Consider the following 19,589-nt stretch of genomic DNA (forward strand, 5'->3'; position numbering starts at 1 on the left):
CACTTTCGTGTGTCTTTTTTATAAAAAATTCTGCTTATCTTACCCAAACCTGAGTACGGCCCAGTGCAGAAATACCAACATAGCCGCGAACATAGAGCTTGTTGCCTTCCATAGTCACTTTGGCACGGTAAACTTTACCCGATTTTGGATCAAGGATATTACCGCCATCCCAGACGCCGTTACCTTTGTCTTTCAGACCCCACATGATTTGCAGACCTTTAATTGGTTTGTTTTTGAAACCGCCTGGGCATTTTGAGCAAATGCCAGTATCGCCTGGTTGTGGAATAATGTTAACAATAGTACCGCTTAATGTGTTGCCAGATACTGAAACTCGAACGATCGCACGTTTTTTACCAGTTTTATCATCAATTGTTGTCCAGGTACCAGCGGGCGATCCAGCAGCCAGAGCGGCAGGAACAAATAATACCATTAACACAGCAGCAAAAAATGATTTCATTGTTGTCATGAAGTTTCTCCATAAATTTCATCATTGAAAGCATAGGCTATGAATAACAGCTTTGCAATTGAAATCACGGATTTATTGTATATTGGCTTTGTGCCGGACAATTTTTGTAGGTTGGGCCGTTTTGACCCAACAAGCCTTTTTATCAAGCACTCTACATCTGAAAAGTGATTGAAGATTGGTAATGTTGGGTCGGAACGACCCAACCTACATGTAATACAAAAAAATTGTCCGGCACAAAGGTATATTGGAATTATTAATGGGTGGAATGAAAACCTTGATTACGCTACGCTGCATCAAGGCTACACCTTTTTATAGGTTGGGTCCGTTTGACCCAACAAGGATTTTATCAACCGCTCCAGTTCAATTCATGGTTCAAAATTGGAATGTTGGGTCAACGACCCAACCTACATTTAACGTGGCCCGAAACACTTATCAGCATGACGTGACAGCGTATGTCCATCAATCTCAACTTTGTTATTCACTAATTCAACCTGATCTTTTAATAAACTTGCAACGAGCTTATGCACTGACAAAGTCTGGTTCGAATACTTTTCCTGGCGGAAAAAATGCCGTTCCGTTTTTAGAATATGAGTGGGATTATTTAAGATAGACAGCGCTAAATCTTTTTTGAAATCAGCTGGTTTATTCTGGACCTGCAGAGCAACCAATTCCAAATAGCGTTCCTTGCGGGATTTCAGGTTAGTAATTACCTCATTGCTAATCATACGGTCTATTCGAGACTGAAACGCGGCTATTGTTTCATTTTGCTGCTCAGTAACTACTGGTACAGCGACTCCAGGATTAAAGTTCTTCACTTTCGGCAGCTCTATTGCCTGGTCATATAATGTATCAACATCTTCAATAATAGCTTTTAGTTCATATCTGCCATTATCAATTTTCTGCCCCAGAATTTTCTTTTTAACATCGGGCTGGCGAAGGTGGTCTGGCGTCAGATTATTCACTTCGAGGTATTCACACAAGATATCGGCAATTTCAGCCTGATTGATGCTTAAATTCATCAAGTGAACAGCGCCAATCTTGGCTGCAACTTCAAAAGCGTCGATTGGTTTATCCAGGGAATTAATGCCAAAATGTTGCACATCTTTAACAAATCTATCCGCTACTGCTTGTCGTGCCCGTGGTTGTGCTAGAGAGCGAGGATTCAGATAAAGTGCGCGATAGTGTTCAGTGAATTTCAACCTGTCCCGCTCGTTAATATCCTGATCAAGTAAAAGTTTGGTCAGAATTAGTTTTAATTCATAGGCATGACTCAACTGATTTTCAGGACCATTATTACCTATTATGGTACGACATGGATCATATGCACTAAGACTAATGGGCAACAAATGTTCAAATTTAATCGGGGTGAACCTTGGAACATTCAAATTCAGAAAGGTACTTAATTGATTATTATGACGATCAATAAGTTTTATAGTCAGCTCAAAACTGTCTTTACCGCCAGGTTGGAACTCAAGATACAGCTTTCCAATTTTAGCTTTTACCTTCTCTCGACCCGTCACCGCTGGGGGAATCACAAAATCATCCTCTCCAAACAACCTGGCTGTTAATTCGCTTTCATCAATCCGATCAAGCTGATTGATATCATAGACAACAGTTTCTCGGGGAACATAATCTGTGCCGATTCTTTGATAACTATGGGTAAAAACATCATTATTCCGGGTTGTCTGGCTTAACTTTCTGAACATTGCTGCACTCCTGCTGAATTAGTTTATGTATTATACAAAATTAACATTAAGTGATTATTAATTGGCTGGAGAAAATGCCGGGCTTTTTATTTGTTGGGTCAAACGACCCAACCTACGGGAACCATCTCAAGCTGGCGACGGGGTTGCTCTTACAGAGTTCATGTACATATGTATTACAGCTCTGTCAAATAAAACACCGATATCCTGAAACTCTTCTTGTAACGGCTTTTGATTGAGAAGATTTGTCATAAGCCGCCACTTGACAGCTCCCCAGTTAACTTTATCCACGTGTTTGTCATTAACATCGAGAAATTCATTTAAGACCTCAATGATCTCTGTTTCACCAATACTTAAATCTCTCAATTGTATTGCAACAATTTTTTCCGCTACCTCAAAGGCTGAAGCAGGCTTTACCTGCGGATTGCTGCAAAAATATTCTGTATCTCTAATAAAACGGCCTTGTTTTGCCCTTCGCGGCTCTCGAACATTTAATTTAAGCGCCAGATAATGCTCAAAAAAATTCCGTTTTTCGTCCTCAGAAATATCTTCATCAAGCATAAGTTTTGTGATGGTTTGTTTTAAGGCGAAGGCATGGCATAAGTGTTCCATACCTATATCACTAATGCTTTGCCCTGACATGGTGCGATCAGGGTAAAACAGATTAAGCGAGATGGGCAGCAGATTTTCAAATTTGATCGCCGGGAACTTTAAGGCCTCCAAATTCAAAAAAAGTTTTAACTGCCTGTTCTGTCGATCAATGTAGTTGATTCTCAAGAGAAAACTGTCTTTACTGCCAGGGAGGTATACGATATAAAGTTTGCCGACTTTTATTTGTATAGGCTCGAATTCGTGGACATCAGGAGGAATAATAAAATCTTCCCTGCAAAATAACTTCTCTTCCAGCTTATCCCCGGTAATCCGTTCAAGCTTACTCAAATCATAGGTATTTGTTTCCCTCAGGGCAAATTTACCCCCTTTTTTCTCATAACTTTTAATATACTTGCATTCAGAGGCTGTTATTTCTTTTAACGTTTTTACAGAAGTCATGGCAACAATAATTAATTGAGGTTTAAAAGCTGCAAATTGTATAAAATAAAAATTAACAAATTATTAACGGGATCGTTTGATTATGCTTTCGTGTACTCCCCTGACGCAATCAATTACAATAGAGAAAGGTAGTCGATTTTTTATTGCTGCCTGTAAAAAGAATAACGCTCCTCATTCCTTTATCTGCCTGGGGATTGAAAACAAAGGGGAAATTTTAAGCAGCATCGGGAAATATATTGATGGCGATAAGCTTTTTTCATCCTGTGTCTCTGATGATAACCCTGCTGGTAAAACGATAAAAAAATTTCTTTTCAGTCTTTTTGCACCTTGTGTATTTATGCGCACACAACCGGCTCATCTTTCAAATGAAGCAATTCATTTCAGGTATCCGCATGACAAGGACGTTATTGCTGTCTCTTACAAGGCATTTTCACTTACTTACTTTCAATATGTCGATTTCCTCTACTATTTAAAGGCATTGAATCCTCGTTTACGGGCTTTTATACCTGTTCGTGAAAGAGGTAATTCTGTGCTCGCAAGCTGGCGTTCTTTAAGCGTACTTCCAGAGCGGCGAAGCAACAATCAGACTGAGCCCGCAGACTCATGCAAAACCCTTGGACTTGACAACACTTGCCGCCATACGTCGATTAACCTTATCCAGAAAGCCCGTGGTACAAGTAACACCGGCCATGGCGTCTCAACCAGTTTTCTTAAGAGTTATACTCTACAGGCCAATATTGCCAACGGCAAATTTGACAGACTATTTATTCTTCCATTACCGCCTGAAACCTTTAAATCCCTATCTGTGCCCCGGCTAAAAGTTATAGAGAAGCTCTATAACTGCATGGAAGCGATTCTCGCCAATCCTTATGCCAGAACGCTCAGCCATAAGAAATTACTGATGTTAAGGCGGCTGTATGAAAATATTACCAGCAATGAGGAACAAACCTTAGATGAGTTCTTTGGGAGAATATCAGCCAGTTTTAATCAGAATAAAAAGCTCATTCAGGCACACCGCGGGTTTCATTTCCCGGGTGCAGCTACCGATACCGAAAAAATGTTCAGAGAGATCATGAGAAAGTAGGTTGGGTCGTTTCGACCCAACAGGAAAGAAATCTGTACTGAAAAGCTAGCTCATTGCATCGGCTGCTTTCCAGTGAAAATAAATTCTAATTACCTAAAATACTTGAACTTGAATCAGAATCAAACTGAACTAGCTCAAGATTACTGCCAAAATATTTCTGACAACACGTTTGAAGAGCTTCAGTAATATTAGATTGATTGCCAATGCTAGTAATTTCTGCCATAAATTCTTTTCCAGCTTGCGCTTCGCAGCCTATAAAGCTAGAGGCAGATTGATTAACCTTATCTGTAAAATGGCCAGGGGAAAAAGTTTGCAATCCTTTTTGTCTTGGGGAATTTTTATCAATTATCAATTTTTTTATAAAGCTACCCTCTTCTTTGCTAAATCCTTCATGATAAATAACAGTTTGACTGTCATTTAATTTAACAATACCAACTACCCCTTGTTGCTCATTAATAAGATGTGAGGGAGATAGCAGGGAGCGATACGCCTTAGTGGTGGTTGCTGTTGCTGATGGTAGCTCTCGTCTACGATGAGTAAATCCGCCTGGTAAAGTTTCTGCTATGGATTGAGCGCTCGTATGGCTTTCACTATTTACATTGCCAGCCTGATTGAACTTCTGTCTAAATAAAGCCAATCCTTCAACTCCATAAGGAGTGGGAAGCAAGCTGCTGCAATTATAATTAAAATAACCTACCAATGCATTAATCTCGGATTGATATTTAGCTTTTACTGCGTCCATATCACTGAAAGTGCCAGGGTATTTAATTTTAAAGGCAAGAACTGCTTGACTGAATTTTTTACTGTCCTTTACTTCAAGGTAATTCTCTAAACCTAATACAAATGCCTGAATAACTTCTTTTTGAAAGCTATCATTTTGATACTCATTTAATTTAGCAAGGTCTGATTTGACAGCCTCGGCAATATTATGATGAGTATTTTTGATAAGGCGGTAATTTTGCATATAATCATCACAAATTTTGATTAATTCGTTTCTGATAGCATTGGTTTCTGCTGATACTGCTTCAAGCGGAACAAGAGGCTGGGTAGCGACATTTCTTCTGTTGAAATACATTTGCAAGCTCACTTTAGAAAGATAAACAGGTAAATTGTAGCACAATATGATCATAAATTTCAATTACCAGGCTAAACATAAAGAGTTCCGCAGTTCAACAGTAATGTAAGATTATAAATGAGTAATGTTGGGTCAGGCGACCCATGGCCGTGTACAAAATTCCTTAACTGACTGCTATGGGTTTTTACAGCACATATTCGTTCGGCCTGAGGAAAATGCGGAGCATTTGTCTCGAAGGCTTGGCACTGTACCACAGGCTTCGAGACAGCGCTAAAGCGCTTCCTCAGCCCGAACGATATTGTGAAATGTAGAAATTTAATTCCTTAGCTTGACGGATATGGGTCAGGCGACCCAACCGTTTAATCTGAAAAAGAAGACACCTGTTTTTTCAGAACCAATTGATAAGCATTCAGGTTCATGATTAATTCTGCTTCGGCATTCGATAGGTGGCAGCTTTCCATAATTTCCTCTTTGGTGCCGCCCATCTCCAGAATACGTATTGCATGCTGGTAACCGCCATCGTTTTGGCGTTTATTTTCCAGGGATTGTAATTGATTATCCATGCTAATCAGTTGCCGATTAATTTCATTTAACTGCTTTGAAAAAATCAGGTCGGCATGAACTAAAGCGGATTGCTCCATTTCATATTGTTTTTGGGATTTACCTAGTTCACCTAGCTTTGACGCCAATTCGCTGATCTGTTTTCTTTGATAAAAAAAAGCATAACTCAGTACAAGACTGGCAACAATGCTGCAAAATACAGCAATAATCATTGTGACTCCTTGTTAATCGGTTCAACCACACTTGTCTCCGGCGCAGGAGTTTGTAAACTTTCATCCTGATCCATTAAACTCTTCTCAGGATTGAGCAGTCTTGGCACATTCCTGTCGCGGGCAATAATCAGGTTCACCCGTCGGTTTTTAGCACGTCCCTCTTCTGTTTCATTCGTTGCAACTGGAAATTGTGCGCCATAACCAGTTACCGAAATCCGGCCCGGATCTACACCATAGTTTGTTAACACCCTGGCCAATGCCGAAGCCCGTGCAGAAGATAACTCCCAGTTTGAGGGATATTGCGGAGTATTGATCGGTACATCATCCGTATACCCCTCTAATGCAACAGGATAAGGCAATTCTTTAATAATTTCAGCGACTTTTATTAATTTAATAATCGCTAATGGTTTTAATTCGGCACTACCGCTGTCAAAGAGCGCTCCAGCTTTAATATCCAGCTCAATCCAGCCCTCTTGCCTATCCATTCGGTAATCCGCATCCTGCAATTGCGCCAATGCCTGATCAAGCATATCGAATGGATCGTCTTCGTCGTGCTCGCCATCTGATTTCGAAGCGCTTTGCCCTAACAACGTAGAAGGATTATCTACCGGTGCACGGTTTTTTTCCACTTTGTTAAAAGCCGTATGCATACCTTGCGCCAATGACTTGTATTTTGCAACATTCACTGACGAGATAGCATACATCACTACAAAGAAGGCAAAAAGCAAAGTAATAAAATCGGCATAAGACACCATCCAGCGATGGGTATCTTCATGAGGAATATGCTTACTCTTTCTTCCGCGCATTTTGATGATGGATTCCGTAGTTACTTAATTTTAAGCTTAGCATATTCGGGCTTTCCCCGCTGGCCATCGCCACAATCCCTTCAATAATCATCTCGTCATGATGAACCTGCATTGCCACACAGCTTTTCAGTTTATTAGCCACAGGCAGGAAAACCAGATTGGCAAATCCAACCCCGTAAATGGTTGCTACGAAGGCCACGGCAATCCCTGCACCCAACTCTCCTGGTTCCGAGAGATTACGCATTACCTGAATTAATCCAAGTACCGCCCCTAAAATTCCGATAGTCGGGCTATAACCGCCCATACTTTCAAACATGCTGGCCGCCCGCATGTCCTGATCCTCAATCCGATCCACCTCAGCCTCTAATACATGTCGAATTGCAGTTTTCTCAACACCAACCACCAATAACTCCAAGCCCTGCCGGATCAAGGGGTTAGGCTCACGCTCCAGCTGTTCTTCCAGACTCAATACGCCAAATTGACGGGCAATTTTAGCTAAATCCAGCAAACGGTCACGGCTGCGGTTAAAAGAAAAATCCGGGGGACGGAAAATCCAGGGTAAAATCCTGAAAGCCCGCAGGAAAGTGCGAAACGGCGTCTGTACCATTACCGCGCCAAAGGTTCCCCCCATAACAATCATAAATGCAGCCGGGTTAACCAGCGACATAATTGAGCCGCCTTCAACAATCTGGCCAACAATAATAGCCAAAAATCCGACTACCAATCCTAATAAGGTCAATCCGTCCATATGGGCTTATCGCTCCTGTAAGCGTGATTTTATTCTTAATGTCGCCTGAGTATGGATTTGCGATACCCGAGACTCACTTACACCCAATACCTCGCCAATTTCCTTTAAATTTAAGTCCTGTTCATAATATAACGATAGCACAAGCCTTTCTTTTTCGGGCAAATTTTGAATAATCTGTGACAGAAAACTCATAAAATCGTCACGCATAACCTGCTCTTGCGGCTCGCTTGTCGGCGAATCCTCACCGCCCTTTAATACATCCTCTGTTACGCCAAGGTCATCAAAACCATATAATTGGCTGCCGGCGGAATCTTTCAGTAATTCGTAATACTCCTCCAGTTTCAAATTGAGTTCAGCGGCTATTTCGGCATCTTTGGCTACCCGCCCCAGCCGGTTTTCTACTTTTTTCACCGCCTCTGACACCATGCGGGCATTACGGTAAACAGAACGCGGAACCCAGTCGTTACGGCGCACTTCATCAAGCATATGCCCGCGTATCCTGATTCCGGCATACGTTTCAAAGGATGCGCCTTTCGTTGCGTCATAATTACGCGCAGCATCCAATAGCCCCATCATACCAGCCTGAATTAAATCATCCAGCTGCACAGACTGCGGCAGCCTGACCAATAAGTGATGGGCTATACGTTTCACCATTAGCGCATGGGTTTTAACCAGCGCTTCCTGGGTCTGTTGATTTATTTTGCCGTATGCTGCCAAAGCATCCACGACATTCTCCTTTCGCATAGTGTTCTAAAAACTTTTAGTTAATACTGTCCTGCAAGCAATCGTTCCAGGAAAAAGCTGGTGTTTCCTTTGAATGCCCGATTAAACGGCCAATCCCCTACACTCTCTCCCAGTTGCTCAAAGGCTTTTGCCGCATTACTATCCGGATAGAGTTCCAACACCGGTTTTTGTCTTTTTACCGCTTCATGTACCCGCTCATCAAACGGGATAGCTCCCAGATAATCCAGATTAACATCAAGGAACTGATCAGCAACCTGGAATAACCTGTTAAACAGCTCTTTCCCTTCCTGCAGCGAACGCGCCATATTCACCAGAACCCGGAAATGATTCCAGTTGTAACGTTTGCTCATTACTTTAATTAAAGCATATGCATCGGTTAATGAGGTAGGTTCATCGCAAACAACGACAATTACTTCCTGAGAGGATCGAGTAAAACTCAAGACGGTATCTGAGATTCCAGCGGCGGTATCGATAATCATATAATCAAAATCATCAGTTAATTCATTGAAAGAATCAATTATCCCCGCATGTTCCACAGCCTTTAACTGAGCCATGTATTCAGTACCTGATGACGCTGGGATTACTGATATGCCATACGGTCCGGTAAGCATAATATCGGCTATGTGGCAATTTCCTTGAATGACATGCGATAAATTATATTTGGAATACAGGCCCAGCATGATATCTATATTTCCAAGCCCTAAATCTGCGTCCATTAACAGAATTTTATTCCCTTTACGGGCTAGAGATACCGCAAGATTAACTGATACATTGCTCTTGCCGACTCCGCCCTTGCCTGCCGATACTGCAATAACCTTAACCGGCTTTATTTGTCCGATTCTACGCAGACCGGCTGCCTGATCGAAAGCGCCATGGTTAATTTTCGACATAATCTCTCCCTACAACAGTTTCTTTCTTATACGTTTGCTCAGGCTGGTGCATATTCCGCTCCTGCTGTGCCAATTGTTCGATAAGCTGGTAACGTGAAGCCATTTTGATATCTTCAGGAACCCGTTGCCCATGCGTCAAATAACTGACAGCAATACCTGTTTCACAAAGCGCACTCAAAATACCGCCAATTGCCATCGATTCATCCACCTTGGTAATAATGCACTGATGAACAGGGCTATTGGCCTGATAACTCTTTATTGCATTCATCACAACCTCATAATGGCTGGTAGCCTGCAGAACCAGAGAGATTGAGACAGAATGTAATTGATTGCTCAATAAACGCATTTGCATCGCTACCCGCTCATCAGATGGATTCATGCCTGCGGTATCGATTAAAATCAATTTTTTATCGTTGAGTTGCCGGATAACCCGCACGAGCGATACTTCATCCTGGGCAACACAGACTTTAACGCCGAGAATTTTTCCATAGAGCATCAATTGTTCCTGAGCCGCGATACGATAAGTATCCATCGTAACCAGGCCAAGGTGTTCAGCCCCAAAACGCAAGGCAAACCTTGCGGCAATTTTGGCAATCGTTGTTGTTTTACCAACACCGGTTGGTCCAACGAAAGCAAAAATCCCGCCTTCTTCAATTCGGCGCGAGTCATAAATTGGTAAACTGGAAGCAAAAGAATCAATAACCTGCTTCCATCCCTGCTGCTGATTCATACCGGGATTAATCGGCCTGACCAGAGAGGAGGCCGTACTTTGGCTTACTCCCAGATAAAGCAATTTCTGGATTAACACATTATGCAGGGGGTCGCTATGAGCAATCTGCCCCCGAAATTGCGCTTCCATCATCTGACGCAGAGTCTGAATTTCCTGGCGCATATCATCCAGCGGCGATATCACCTGATTCGGCGGCAAAACTGACGTGTTTGCCACAACAGCCTCAGCAATGGATGCCGGCGCAGGCTCAGCAGAGGCAATTGCTGCCTTGGGAGCCAATACTGTCTCATCGTAATCAATAGCTGCAACAACTTCTACCCCGCCGTCAACCTTACTGCTTGACAGGATTACAGCGTCAGGACCAAATTCAGCCTTAATCTGCTGCATGGCAGTACGGCTATCTGCTGCCACAAATCGTTTTAATTTCATCAAGCCTCCAGCTTAATTATCCTACAGTGCCAATAATTCGTATTTGTTTGTTATCAGGAATTTCCTGATAGGATAAAACATGTAAGTTACTGGCAATATTACGAACAAAACGCGCCAGAACAGATCTAATCCCTGGCTGTACTACCAGCACAGCCAATTCATTTTTTGCCTGCTGCTGGGCAGCAAGCTGTGACAATGAATTCTGAATTTTATCAGCCATACCTGGTTCAAAGCTGATCCCATTACTCCCTGCATTCTGAATGCTTCCTTGCAATAATTGTTCCAACTCGGGTTTCAAAGTAATAATCGGTAACTCTTCATGCAACCCGCTTATTTTCTGAGTGATAAGCCGTGATAACGCAACCCGTACCTGGCCAATTAAAAAGTCTGTATCTTTCGATTTGGGTGCGGCCTCTGCCAGGGTTTCAACAATAGTACGAATATCCGTCAGCGGGATTTTCTCAACCAACAAGCCTTGCAGCACTTTAGTGACTGCGCCCAACGATAACAGGTCAGGAACCAGCTCTTTGACCAGTTTCGGCGATCCAGCCGCCAATTTGTCAAGCAATTGCTGAGTTTCTTCATAGCCAAGTAATTGCTGGCTATTTTGCTCCAGAATCTGGCTTAAATGAGTTGCAACGACTGTTGAAGCATCTACTACGGTGTAACCAAACGTACTGGCCAGATCTTTCTGGCTTTCATTAATCCATACTGCATCCAGACCAAACGCCGGATCGATCGTTTTTTGCCCCTCCAGCTCGCCAAAAACCTGACCGGGATTTATCGCCATCCATTTGTCGGGATAGATTGTCGCCTCTCCCATAATGACTCCAGCCAGACTGACCCGGTAATTATTCGGTTTTAAATCGAGATTATCCCTAATATGAACGGTTGGAATTAAAAAGCCCAGTTCCTGAGAAATCTTCTTGCGCACGCCCTTAATCCGTGACAATAGCAAGCCGCCCTGCGCACTATCCACTAACGGGATTAAACGATACCCGACTTCAAGTCCGATGACATCAACCGGATTGACATCATCCCAAGATAATTCGGTAGTTACCGGCTCTGTTTTCGCAGCCGCAGCCGCTTCAGCAACAGCCGCTTCTTTCTCTTTTTCACCGCCCTGCACGTATAACAAATAGGCCATACCGGCTAATCCAGCCGCGAGCAGAATAAACGCAATATGAGGCATACCGGGAATTAACCCCAGAATACCGATAATGGCCGCGGTAATAATTAATGTTTTGGGTCTGCCGAATACCTGAGCAACAACCGCCTGGCCCATATCCTGCGCGCTGGAAACGCGGGTTACCATAATCGCTGCGGCGGTTGATAGTACCAGCGAAGGGACCTGAGCCACCAGGCCGTCCCCGATACTCAATAAAATGTAGTTGTGGAGGGCATCGGCAAAGGTCATATCATGTTGCATAATACCAATAATCAAACCGCCAATCATGTTAATAAACAAGATCAGAATTCCGGCAATCGCATCCCCGCGTACGAATTTGCTGGCACCGTCCATAGAGCCGTAAAAATCAGCTTCCTGCGCTACTTCCGCGCGTCGCGTAATGGCCTGTTCCTGAGTAATAATGCCTGCGTTCAAGTCGGCATCAATTGCCATCTGTTTACCGGGTAACGAATCCAGAGTAAAACGGGCGCTTACTTCCGAAACCCGTCCCGCACCCTTGGTAACTACTACAAAGTTAATTACAACTAAAATCGCGAAAACAATTATACCCACTGCGTAGTTACCGCCGATTACCACTTCACCAAACGATTTGATTACCTCGCCTGCTGCATCCGTTCCGGTGTGGCCATGTAACAATACTACGCGGGTAGACGCCACGTTAAGCGCAAGCCTTAACAAGGTAGCGATCAGGATAACGGTCGGGAAAACAGCAAAATCCAGCGGCCTGTCACTATAAATTACCGCAAGCAGCACAACCAGCGATAAGGCAATATTGAACGTAAACAGAACATCAAGAAAAAATGGCGGTAAAGGCAGTATCATCATGCTGAGCATGACGACCAACATCAGGGGTGTACCTAGCCCCTGGTTCATCCATTGTTTGAATGTTTGTAATAGCGCGTCCATCAACTACTCTCCTCTGCATCACGCTTTAAATCATCCGGGATAGGCACATTTTGCAGAAACTCCGGCTGATGCTCATAAGTATGCTTGTTTTTTAACTGAAAGATATAAGCCAGTACCTGCGCAACAGCTATATACAATCCCCTTGGGATTTCGGCATTCAGTTTGGTTGAATAATAAATTGCCCGCGCAAGCGGCGGTACGGAAATAATCGGAACATTATGAGCCTGTGCTATGCGATTAATTTGCAAAGCAACCAAATCCCGGCCTTTCGCCACAATAACCGGTGCCTTTTTACCCTTTTCCTCATAGCGGATAGCTACGGCATAATGCGTTGGGTTCGTCACCACCACATTGGCCTTGGGTACCTCGCTCATCATACGGCGTCTGGCCATTTCATGCTGAGTGCGGCGGATCTGGGCTTTTACTTCGGGCTTTCCTTCTGTTTCCTTATATTCGTCCCTGACTTCCTGCTTGGTCATTTTCAATTGCTTTTTATGTTCATGGATCTGAAACGGTACGTCAATAGCTGCAATCAGAATCAGGCTCGCGCTAATCAGAATAAAACACCAGGCAATAATATCTATCCCGTTGATAATGGCTGATTCAATGGGGTAATCAGCTAACACGATAAGCCGGGGTATCTTCCACCATAAAATAAAAAGCGATACGCTTGCCACCAGAGCAAACTTGGCAAATGATTTAATCATTTCAACAAAACTTTTAAGCGATACCATACGCTTAAGGCCTTTCATCAGGCTCAGGCGTGAAAATTTGGGCTGAATAGACTGACTACTGAATACCCAACCGCCGGTTAATAGCGGAGCCACTATCGACAGAATTAAAATGACAATCAGCAGGGGAAAACATGACCAGAAACCGGAAATCCCCAAGTCAAACAGTTTATACATCACTGCTGAAGAGGTAACCAGAACATCGGTATTAAATTCGAAGGCATGGCGCATCATCTGCAATAGCTGATTGGAAAGGCTGCCGCCAAAAATCAGAAACGCAGCACCGGAAAACATGAGAATCACAGTGGCATTAAAATCTTTTGAACGAGCGATCTGCCCCTTATCGCGCGATTCTTTTAATCGTTTCGCCGAGGGTTCTTCGGTACGTTCTTGTGACTGTTCACTATCTTCTTCAGCCATTAGCCCAATAATTCCTTAATCAGCAACAATCCTTGTTCCAGACTTCCTTCAATCTGTGAAGAAATCCCTGGCAGGCCTACTCGAACAATAATCATACCCATTAGCAATGTAATGGGAAATCCCAATGAAAAAATATTTAACTGCGGCGCAACACGGGTCATCACCCCAAACGACAAGGTTACCAGCAGCATTGATAAAATAGCCGGCAACGAGACTAGCACCGATTCTTTAATCATCCAGCTTGAAAAAGTAATCACTGCACCGATAAGCGAAAACTCGTTATACATTTCTCCCACCGGCATTTTCTCAAAGCTGAATAATAACGCTTCCAGAATTGCCAGGTGGCCATCCAAAGCCAAAAAAGTCAGCCCAACCATCAACTGATACATCTGGCTCATTAACGGTACACTGGCACGGCTAGCCGGGTCAACCATAATGGCAAATCCCAGACCGGCCTGCATCGCAACAATCTGCCCGCCAATAATAAATATCTGGAATACCATCTGCAAAATAAACCCCATGGTCAACCCAAGCAGGATCTCTTCGGCAATATAATACACATAGGTTCCAGTAAAATTTAAAAAGGACAACCGTTCGGGAATATGGGGTGCAATCAGGAATGCCAGCGCGAATGCAAATATAATCCGAATTCTTGGCGATACCAATGAGGTTGAGATAAGCGGCATGGTCAGGAACAAACCGCTCACTCGCATCAGCGGCCAGACCAGTTGGCTTAAGTAGGCAATCATCCCTGAGTAAGTGGCGGTCATAGCTATCCAATCATGTAAGGAATGTTTGATATTAACGAGTCGGTATAATCGACCATGACTTTCAACAGCCATGGTCCCGCATACATCATTATCAGAAAAGTTATAAACAGCTTGGGAATAAAGCTTAAGCTCGATTCGTTAATCTGGGTTGCCGCCTGAAACATCGCAATCAGCAGACCAGCTAATAATCCGGGCACAATCAGCACAGTAAGGAGTAATATAATCATATAAAAACAGTCGCTGAAGATAGTCAGTACTGATTCTGGAGTCATCCTGGTTGTTCTCCTTAACCTACCGCAAAGCTTGACGCAAGCGATCCTAATACCAGTGTCCAACCGTCCACCATTACAAACAACATGATTTTAAACGGCAACGAAATAATTAACGGCGACAGCATCATCATACCCATTGCCATCAGGACACTCGCCACCACTAAATCAATAATCAAAAACGGTAAGAACAGAATAAATCCTATCTGAAAAGCGGTTTTTAACTCACTGGTTACAAAAGCGGGAATAACCACTACCAGTGGAATATCATTCAGGGTTTTATAATCCTTGTTGTTAAATTTTTCAAAAAGAGCAAGATCGTTTTTTCGGGTCTGGTTTAGCATAAATGTTTTTAAGGGCGCCTGCGCTTTTAGCATGGCCTGGGGGAAATCGAGTTTGTCGGCCAGGTAGGGTTGGATGGCCTGCTCATTAACCTGGTTGAAAACCGGCGCCATAATAAAAAACGTCAGAAATAGCGCAATGCCGATCAGGATTTGATTGGTTGGCGTCTGGCCAAGCCCGATTGCCTGTCTTAAAATTGATAGTACAATAATTATTCTGGTGAATGCCGTCATTGCCATCATGAGTCCTGGCAACACGCTGAGCAGAGTCATAAACAGCAAGACTTGCAGGGTCATACTGTAAGTCTGGCCGCCATTGGGAGCGGGGCCTATTGTAATTGCCGGAATAGCCAACGGCGCAGCCTGCAGTAACAGAGGGAATAACATCATCAGCATGGTAGCAGCAGAAAGCGCAAGTCTTTTCATCTCAGGATTTCCTTAATGCTGCTTTGAAAAAATCGGCGAAACCGGCATTGTTCTGACTATCAGCGAACCCTTCGGGCAACACGTCTCCAAAATCATGCAAAGTAGCGATATTGCCTGAAGCCACTCCTAATAGAAGATACCGCGGCCCGGCCTTAACCAGCATGACTTTTTCCCGCGTGCCCAAACTAAGGCATGCGACTACCGTAAATCCTTTACTCACGCCAATTCCTGCCTTATTCAGCTTCTTTAATAGCCACGACAAAAAAACAATCACTGCCAGCACAAACAGCAATCCTGTCGTTACCCGAATTAATTCAGTTCCGCTGATATTGTTCTGAACAACAGCTGATGCGGCATGCACCTGGGTAACCGTCAGCCAGCTCCAGAGCAGGTTTGTCCAAAATCTCATCATCGCAAACGCTTAATCCGCTCCGCTTTACTAACGATATCAGTTAACCTGACGCCGAATTTATCATTCACGACTACAACCTCGCCATGCGCAACCAGCGTACCGTTTACCAAGACATCAAGCGGCTCACTCGCCAGCCTGTCCAGAGCAACAATGCCGCCCTGGTTAAGTTGCAACAAGTTGCGGATTGTCATTTTTGTACGGCCAATCTCTACAGTTACTGCTACCGGGATATCAAGAACTAACTCAATTTTGTCGCTGTCAGCTTCTGTTGATGCAATATTTTCCGTTGCGATTGAACCACTGTCTTTATTGTCAGCCATCATGCTCCCCTAATAACTGATATCTTTGATTATCTTAACTGCACGCTTATCATTGGCAGTGCCAACCGTTGCAGTAAAGCTAGGCGTACCCTCAATATCAAGGGTTACAATTTCTTTCATTTCCATTGGCAGAAAATCACCAACTTGCCAGTTCACAATTTTATCGAGTGTGCTCGTGGTTTCTGCCATGACTGAAGTGACTGTCAATTCGACATCCATCAACTCTTCTTTCAACGACATAACCCAGTTCGGATCGATTTCATCGTCAGGCCGTGCGGCTCCAAGTTCCAGCTGCTGCTTGATTGGCTCAACCATTGAGTAAGGTATGACAAAGGAAAAAGTCCCGCTTTCACGGCCAAACTCAACACTGAAACGAGTTACTAACAGTAATTCATTCGGTTCGGCAATATGGACAAGCTGAGGGTTGGTTTCTTCGTTTACCTTGACGATATCGAGCTTCATAATCGGCGCCCAGGCGTGTTCAATATTGCGTGCCAGCTTACCCAGCACAATATTCATTACCCTTAATTCTGCCACCGTATAGTCAGTGCGGGTCTGAGCCAGGAATTGCGAACTGCCGCCAAAATAATAATTAACCAAATCAAACACAAAAATACTGTCAAACATGATGAGCGCTTTACCGCGTAGTGGTTTGAAGCGATAAATCGCCATAAATGTCGGGTTGGGCAGTGCGCTTAAAAACTCGAGATGTTTCACAACAGACATGGCTTCCTGCTTCATCTGCAGATCTTTGGCCATCAACAGATAAATATCGTTCGCAAAAAATCGGGCTGTCCTGTCATAGATTTTATCCAATACCGGCAATTCACCACGAACTATCCTTTCCTGGCTACTAAAATTGACAATATGGACATCTTCCTGGTTAATCGCGTGGATAGCGGCTGGATCGCCCAGGCCGGTAACAGTAACTTTCTGATAATCAGCCTCGGCTTCCGGTGCTTTTTCTTCTTTTTGATAGTTAAGCTCCTGCTTCTCAGCAGCCTCAGCTTTCTGATAAACAGGCTCGTCAGCCGGAGTTTCTTCCGCATTTACTGACTCCAGCAGAGCATCAATCTCTTCCTGGGATAAGACTTCTTTATCTGTCATATACGCCCTGTATCCTAACTAACCTGTTATTATCCCTAAAACCGAATTCTAAGCTATTCCTGAATTCTTTGGAAGATCAATGAGATAACATCTTTAATCCATGAGCGTTGGGCTTTATAATAAATGCGCTGCTAATCCCCTTCCTCTGCTTCCTGACACTTGTCTTGTGCATCCTGGTTACAATTTTCCTGGCAATTGGTATCTTCAGAATTCATACAAATGTTATTAATACAATCATCAATTGTTTTATTGAGGCATTCACTCTGGCTATATTGCTCTGAACCAATCACCACTGTTGGATTATCAACAGCATTGGCCAAAGTTGAAAAACATATCATGACAGCAGCGAGCATCTTGTTCATTGCAATCTCGGGTGGTGGTTTTTAGTAATTATAGTCAATAATACGTGTAGGTTGGGTCGTTCTGACCCAACAAAACGTACGGGCATATTAAAAACTGCCGTTTATTTAAAATCGGAAATGTTGGGCAAACGACCCATAACCGTTCGGCCTGAGGAAAATGCGGAGCATTTGTCTCGAAGGCTTGGCACTGTACCACAGGCTTCGAGACAGCGCTAAAGCGCTTCCTCAGCCCGAACGATATTGTGAAATGTAGAAATCTAATTCCTTAACCTGACGGCCATGGGTCAAACGACCTAACCTACGGTTAAATCCCAGCTGTTGGCTGGCTGATTCTGTCATTCACCTCTGCCACATCAATAACATTCTTGCCAGTCTTGCCTTGAATATAAGCAATTCGTCGAGCCAGACTACCTTCCGGATTGATCGGTTCTTTAGCCTCAATAAGCGCTTGCTTTAATGCTTTCAGCAATCCATCAACATCTTTAGGGCTCTCAGCCTTATTGGAATAACAACCATCCAGCATATCCCTGACAGTAGTGATATGGTGCCGATTCCAATGCCCGGTGAATACCCGTGTAAAAAAGGATGTTATTCTGTAAGTTTGAGGTGAAGGCGCTTTGATATAATCTTTGAATAAATGTATTGCCGAATTAAAATCGCTTCCAGACGCCCAAAGTTCATGGTACGTTTCCGGGTAACCTGCCAGTGATTTAACATTATTGGCTATTTTTCTGGCTCTGACTTTTATTTCTGGCGCATTCAAGCCCTGTAATAATTCATTAACCCCTTGTCCCGTCTTTGCCGAGGTAATGTAATATTTTAGTTTTAATTCCTCAGCCAGCGCTTTAAATGCTTCAATCTGCCCTGCTCCCTCATCTGCTTTAGTTGCAATCAGTTTGATTTTTGCATCATTTGGGTTTGGCAGCGCCAGAATTTCTTCTTTAAGGTTATCAGTTACAGGCGCTGTCAAATCAATCACATAAAGTATCAAGGCTTCTTTAGCATTTATATTTTTAAACGCTTTAAATTTTTCATCTCCCGACATATCCCAGATTTGAAAGAAAGCCTGTTTACTGAGAATGGACGCATATTGTACCTCGTCATTTTCATCATGGTCTTTATTTAAGAAGCGGGCCATTAATGCCGATTTGCCTGCGCCCTTTTTGCCTGCCAGCTTAATATTCTCAGGGGCATTTAATCTATCCAGCAATCCTTCAACATTCTCGCCGGTTTTTGCAGAAGTAAAATCGTATTCTAATTGTAACTCTGTAGCCGCTGCTTTAAATGCTTCTCTGTTTTTATTAAATTCTTCGATATTCGTGGTTCCCACATCTATCTTGGTTCCAACCAATTTGATCTTTGCCTTATTGCGATTAGGCAATGCCGCAAGTTCAGCTTTAAGCGCATCAGCAGAAGGCATAGGCACTGACAGATCGATAGCATAAAGAATTAAGGCGTCATCGCTATTTGTCTCGCTTTGATTTTCACTATCGTCCTCGACGCCAGAGATATCTCTAATGTGATAATAACCACATATTGACTCATATCGGATGCCTTGAGTAGGCAGCGTGTTTTCATTAAAGGCTCTATTTTGGAGCCGATCAACCAAAGCAGATTTACCAGCGCTTTTTTTACCAAACAGCCTAACTACGATTATTTTTCTCTCTTCCCCAGCCATTAGAGCTCCTGATATAAGTTATTTCACTCGCGGATTATAAGAATCAAAAATTAAGAGAATATTAATGTAGTAAAAAATTTAAAAAAAGCTCTTTGTGCCGGACAATTTTTTTAAAAGCTGGTCTCCGGTTTATCAAAGAGAATCCAATTAGCCAATTTAA

The 19,589-nt window shown here is 43.2% G+C and carries 21 protein-coding genes; 1 reads left to right on the forward strand and 20 read right to left on the reverse strand.

Features of this window, described 5'->3' with window-relative positions:
- Positions 1–34: 34 nt before the first annotated feature.
- The 3 genes from ACFORL_RS02600 to ACFORL_RS02610 form a co-directional block, all read right to left on the reverse strand.
- Positions 35–466 (reverse strand): DUF2147 domain-containing protein, encoded by a 432-nt coding sequence (locus tag ACFORL_RS02600; protein ID WP_382340791.1) that lies wholly within the window; start codon positions 464–466, stop codon positions 35–37.
- Between the two features lie 410 nt (positions 467–876).
- Entirely contained in the window at positions 877–2,172 is a 1,296-nt protein-coding gene (locus ACFORL_RS02605; protein WP_382340793.1) for a hypothetical protein, read from the reverse strand.
- Positions 2,173–2,298: 126 nt separating this feature from the next.
- The gene (locus tag ACFORL_RS02610) at positions 2,299–3,219 is read right to left on the reverse strand and encodes a hypothetical protein (RefSeq protein WP_382340795.1); all 921 of its coding nucleotides are present in this window, start codon (positions 3,217–3,219) and stop codon (positions 2,299–2,301) included.
- Between the two features lie 82 nt (positions 3,220–3,301).
- On the opposite strand from ACFORL_RS02610, the gene ACFORL_RS02615 reads away from it, so the two are divergent.
- On the forward strand, positions 3,302–4,303 hold the full coding sequence (locus ACFORL_RS02615; protein ID WP_382340798.1) for a hypothetical protein: 1,002 nt from the start codon (positions 3,302–3,304) through the stop codon (positions 4,301–4,303).
- 85 nt (positions 4,304–4,388) lie between these two features.
- Here ACFORL_RS02615 and ACFORL_RS02620 read toward each other — a convergent pair whose 3' ends face one another.
- The 17 genes from ACFORL_RS02620 to ACFORL_RS02700 form a co-directional block, all read right to left on the reverse strand.
- Entirely contained in the window at positions 4,389–5,378 is a 990-nt protein-coding gene (locus ACFORL_RS02620; RefSeq protein ID WP_382340800.1) for a hypothetical protein, read from the reverse strand.
- Positions 5,379–5,737: 359 nt separating this feature from the next.
- Complete coding sequence (locus ACFORL_RS02625; RefSeq protein WP_382340802.1) at positions 5,738–6,151, reverse strand: DUF2802 domain-containing protein; 414 nt, start codon at positions 6,149–6,151, stop codon at positions 5,738–5,740.
- Positions 6,148–6,957 carry a flagellar motor protein MotB gene (locus ACFORL_RS02630; protein WP_382340804.1) on the reverse strand — a complete coding sequence of 270 codons (810 nt, stop codon included), beginning with the start codon at positions 6,955–6,957 and terminating at the stop codon, positions 6,148–6,150. Before ACFORL_RS02630 ends, ACFORL_RS02625 begins: the two co-directional genes overlap by 4 nt.
- The gene (locus ACFORL_RS02635; protein ID WP_382340807.1) at positions 6,938–7,705 is read right to left on the reverse strand and encodes a flagellar motor protein; all 768 of its coding nucleotides are present in this window, start codon (positions 7,703–7,705) and stop codon (positions 6,938–6,940) included. The genes ACFORL_RS02630 and ACFORL_RS02635 overlap by 20 nt, the downstream gene beginning before the upstream one ends.
- A 6-nt stretch (positions 7,706–7,711) precedes the next feature.
- Positions 7,712–8,431 carry an RNA polymerase sigma factor FliA gene (locus tag ACFORL_RS02640; RefSeq protein ID WP_449280253.1) on the reverse strand — a complete coding sequence of 240 codons (720 nt, stop codon included), beginning with the start codon at positions 8,429–8,431 and terminating at the stop codon, positions 7,712–7,714.
- Positions 8,432–8,469: 38 nt separating this feature from the next.
- Positions 8,470–9,339 carry a MinD/ParA family protein gene (locus ACFORL_RS02645; RefSeq protein ID WP_382340811.1) on the reverse strand — a complete coding sequence of 290 codons (870 nt, stop codon included), beginning with the start codon at positions 9,337–9,339 and terminating at the stop codon, positions 8,470–8,472.
- A complete protein-coding gene (flhF, locus tag ACFORL_RS02650) occupies positions 9,326–10,498 on the reverse strand; it encodes a flagellar biosynthesis protein FlhF (RefSeq protein ID WP_382340813.1) in 1,173 nt (390 codons plus the stop codon). Before flhF ends, ACFORL_RS02645 begins: the two co-directional genes overlap by 14 nt.
- 16 nt (positions 10,499–10,514) lie before the next feature.
- Positions 10,515–12,593, reverse strand: a complete 2,079-nt coding sequence (gene flhA, locus ACFORL_RS02655; RefSeq protein WP_382340814.1) for a flagellar biosynthesis protein FlhA — start codon at positions 12,591–12,593, stop codon at positions 10,515–10,517.
- Positions 12,593–13,744 carry a flagellar biosynthesis protein FlhB gene (gene flhB / locus ACFORL_RS02660; protein WP_382340816.1) on the reverse strand — a complete coding sequence of 384 codons (1,152 nt, stop codon included), beginning with the start codon at positions 13,742–13,744 and terminating at the stop codon, positions 12,593–12,595. The genes flhA and flhB overlap by 1 nt, the downstream gene beginning before the upstream one ends.
- Positions 13,744–14,514 carry a flagellar biosynthetic protein FliR gene (gene fliR, locus ACFORL_RS02665; protein ID WP_382340818.1) on the reverse strand — a complete coding sequence of 257 codons (771 nt, stop codon included), beginning with the start codon at positions 14,512–14,514 and terminating at the stop codon, positions 13,744–13,746. The genes flhB and fliR overlap by 1 nt, the downstream gene beginning before the upstream one ends.
- 2 nt (positions 14,515–14,516) lie before the next feature.
- Positions 14,517–14,786: a flagellar biosynthetic protein FliQ gene (locus tag ACFORL_RS02670; RefSeq protein WP_382340820.1), complete on the reverse strand. Its 270-nt coding sequence runs from the start codon at positions 14,784–14,786 to the stop codon at positions 14,517–14,519.
- A 14-nt stretch (positions 14,787–14,800) separates the two neighbouring features.
- On the reverse strand, positions 14,801–15,550 hold the full coding sequence (gene fliP, locus ACFORL_RS02675; protein ID WP_382340822.1) for a flagellar type III secretion system pore protein FliP: 750 nt from the start codon (positions 15,548–15,550) through the stop codon (positions 14,801–14,803).
- Position 15,551: 1 nt separating this feature from the next.
- The gene (gene fliO, locus ACFORL_RS02680) at positions 15,552–15,962 is read right to left on the reverse strand and encodes a flagellar biosynthetic protein FliO (protein WP_382340824.1); all 411 of its coding nucleotides are present in this window, start codon (positions 15,960–15,962) and stop codon (positions 15,552–15,554) included.
- Positions 15,959–16,282 carry a flagellar motor switch protein FliN gene (fliN, locus tag ACFORL_RS02685; protein WP_382340826.1) on the reverse strand — a complete coding sequence of 108 codons (324 nt, stop codon included), beginning with the start codon at positions 16,280–16,282 and terminating at the stop codon, positions 15,959–15,961. The genes fliO and fliN overlap by 4 nt, the downstream gene beginning before the upstream one ends.
- Positions 16,283–16,291: 9 nt before the next feature.
- Positions 16,292–17,389, reverse strand: a complete 1,098-nt coding sequence (gene fliM / locus ACFORL_RS02690; RefSeq protein ID WP_382340828.1) for a flagellar motor switch protein FliM — start codon at positions 17,387–17,389, stop codon at positions 16,292–16,294.
- Between the two features lie 131 nt (positions 17,390–17,520).
- Positions 17,521–17,751: a hypothetical protein gene (locus tag ACFORL_RS02695; RefSeq protein WP_382340830.1), complete on the reverse strand. Its 231-nt coding sequence runs from the start codon at positions 17,749–17,751 to the stop codon at positions 17,521–17,523.
- 304 nt (positions 17,752–18,055) lie between these two features.
- Positions 18,056–19,429 (reverse strand): DUF5617 domain-containing protein, encoded by a 1,374-nt coding sequence (locus ACFORL_RS02700; protein ID WP_382340832.1) that lies wholly within the window; start codon positions 19,427–19,429, stop codon positions 18,056–18,058.
- Positions 19,430–19,589: the final 160 nt, after the last annotated feature.

The organism is Legionella dresdenensis (genome assembly GCF_042649825.1).
Taxonomy (GTDB): Bacteria; Pseudomonadota; Gammaproteobacteria; order Legionellales; family Legionellaceae; genus Legionella_C; species Legionella_C dresdenensis.

Bases quoted from the DNA above. Each gene is read 5' to 3' on its own strand.
- ACFORL_RS02630 (WP_382340804.1), bottom strand. From the start codon at position 6,957: ATGCGCGGAAGAAAGAGTAAGCATATTCCTCATGAAGATACCCATCGC.
- ACFORL_RS02600 (WP_382340791.1), bottom strand. From the start codon at position 466: ATGACAACAATGAAATCATTTTTTGCTGCTGTGTTAATGGTATTATTT.
- ACFORL_RS02615 (WP_382340798.1), top strand. From the start codon at position 3,302: ATGCTTTCGTGTACTCCCCTGACGCAATCAATTACAATAGAGAAAGGT.
- ACFORL_RS02610 (WP_382340795.1), bottom strand. From the start codon at position 3,219: ATGACTTCTGTAAAAACGTTAAAAGAAATAACAGCCTCTGAATGCAAG.
- fliN (WP_382340826.1), bottom strand. From the start codon at position 16,282: ATGGCTGACAATAAAGACAGTGGTTCAATCGCAACGGAAAATATTGCA.
- ACFORL_RS02645 (WP_382340811.1), bottom strand. From the start codon at position 9,339: ATGTCGAAAATTAACCATGGCGCTTTCGATCAGGCAGCCGGTCTGCGT.
- flhF (WP_382340813.1), bottom strand. From the start codon at position 10,498: ATGAAATTAAAACGATTTGTGGCAGCAGATAGCCGTACTGCCATGCAG.
- ACFORL_RS02670 (WP_382340820.1), bottom strand. From the start codon at position 14,786: ATGACTCCAGAATCAGTACTGACTATCTTCAGCGACTGTTTTTATATG.
- flhA (WP_382340814.1), bottom strand. From the start codon at position 12,593: ATGGACGCGCTATTACAAACATTCAAACAATGGATGAACCAGGGGCTA.
- ACFORL_RS02700 (WP_382340832.1), bottom strand. From the start codon at position 19,429: ATGGCTGGGGAAGAGAGAAAAATAATCGTAGTTAGGCTGTTTGGTAAA.
- ACFORL_RS02635 (WP_382340807.1), bottom strand. From the start codon at position 7,705: ATGGACGGATTGACCTTATTAGGATTGGTAGTCGGATTTTTGGCTATT.
- fliO (WP_382340824.1), bottom strand. From the start codon at position 15,962: ATGATGAGATTTTGGACAAACCTGCTCTGGAGCTGGCTGACGGTTACC.
- fliP (WP_382340822.1), bottom strand. From the start codon at position 15,550: ATGAAAAGACTTGCGCTTTCTGCTGCTACCATGCTGATGATGTTATTC.
- flhB (WP_382340816.1), bottom strand. From the start codon at position 13,744: ATGGCTGAAGAAGATAGTGAACAGTCACAAGAACGTACCGAAGAACCC.
- fliM (WP_382340828.1), bottom strand. From the start codon at position 17,389: ATGACAGATAAAGAAGTCTTATCCCAGGAAGAGATTGATGCTCTGCTG.
- ACFORL_RS02625 (WP_382340802.1), bottom strand. From the start codon at position 6,151: ATGATTATTGCTGTATTTTGCAGCATTGTTGCCAGTCTTGTACTGAGT.
- fliR (WP_382340818.1), bottom strand. From the start codon at position 14,514: ATGACCGCCACTTACTCAGGGATGATTGCCTACTTAAGCCAACTGGTC.
- ACFORL_RS02620 (WP_382340800.1), bottom strand. From the start codon at position 5,378: ATGTATTTCAACAGAAGAAATGTCGCTACCCAGCCTCTTGTTCCGCTT.
- ACFORL_RS02605 (WP_382340793.1), bottom strand. From the start codon at position 2,172: ATGTTCAGAAAGTTAAGCCAGACAACCCGGAATAATGATGTTTTTACC.
- ACFORL_RS02695 (WP_382340830.1), bottom strand. From the start codon at position 17,751: ATGAACAAGATGCTCGCTGCTGTCATGATATGTTTTTCAACTTTGGCC.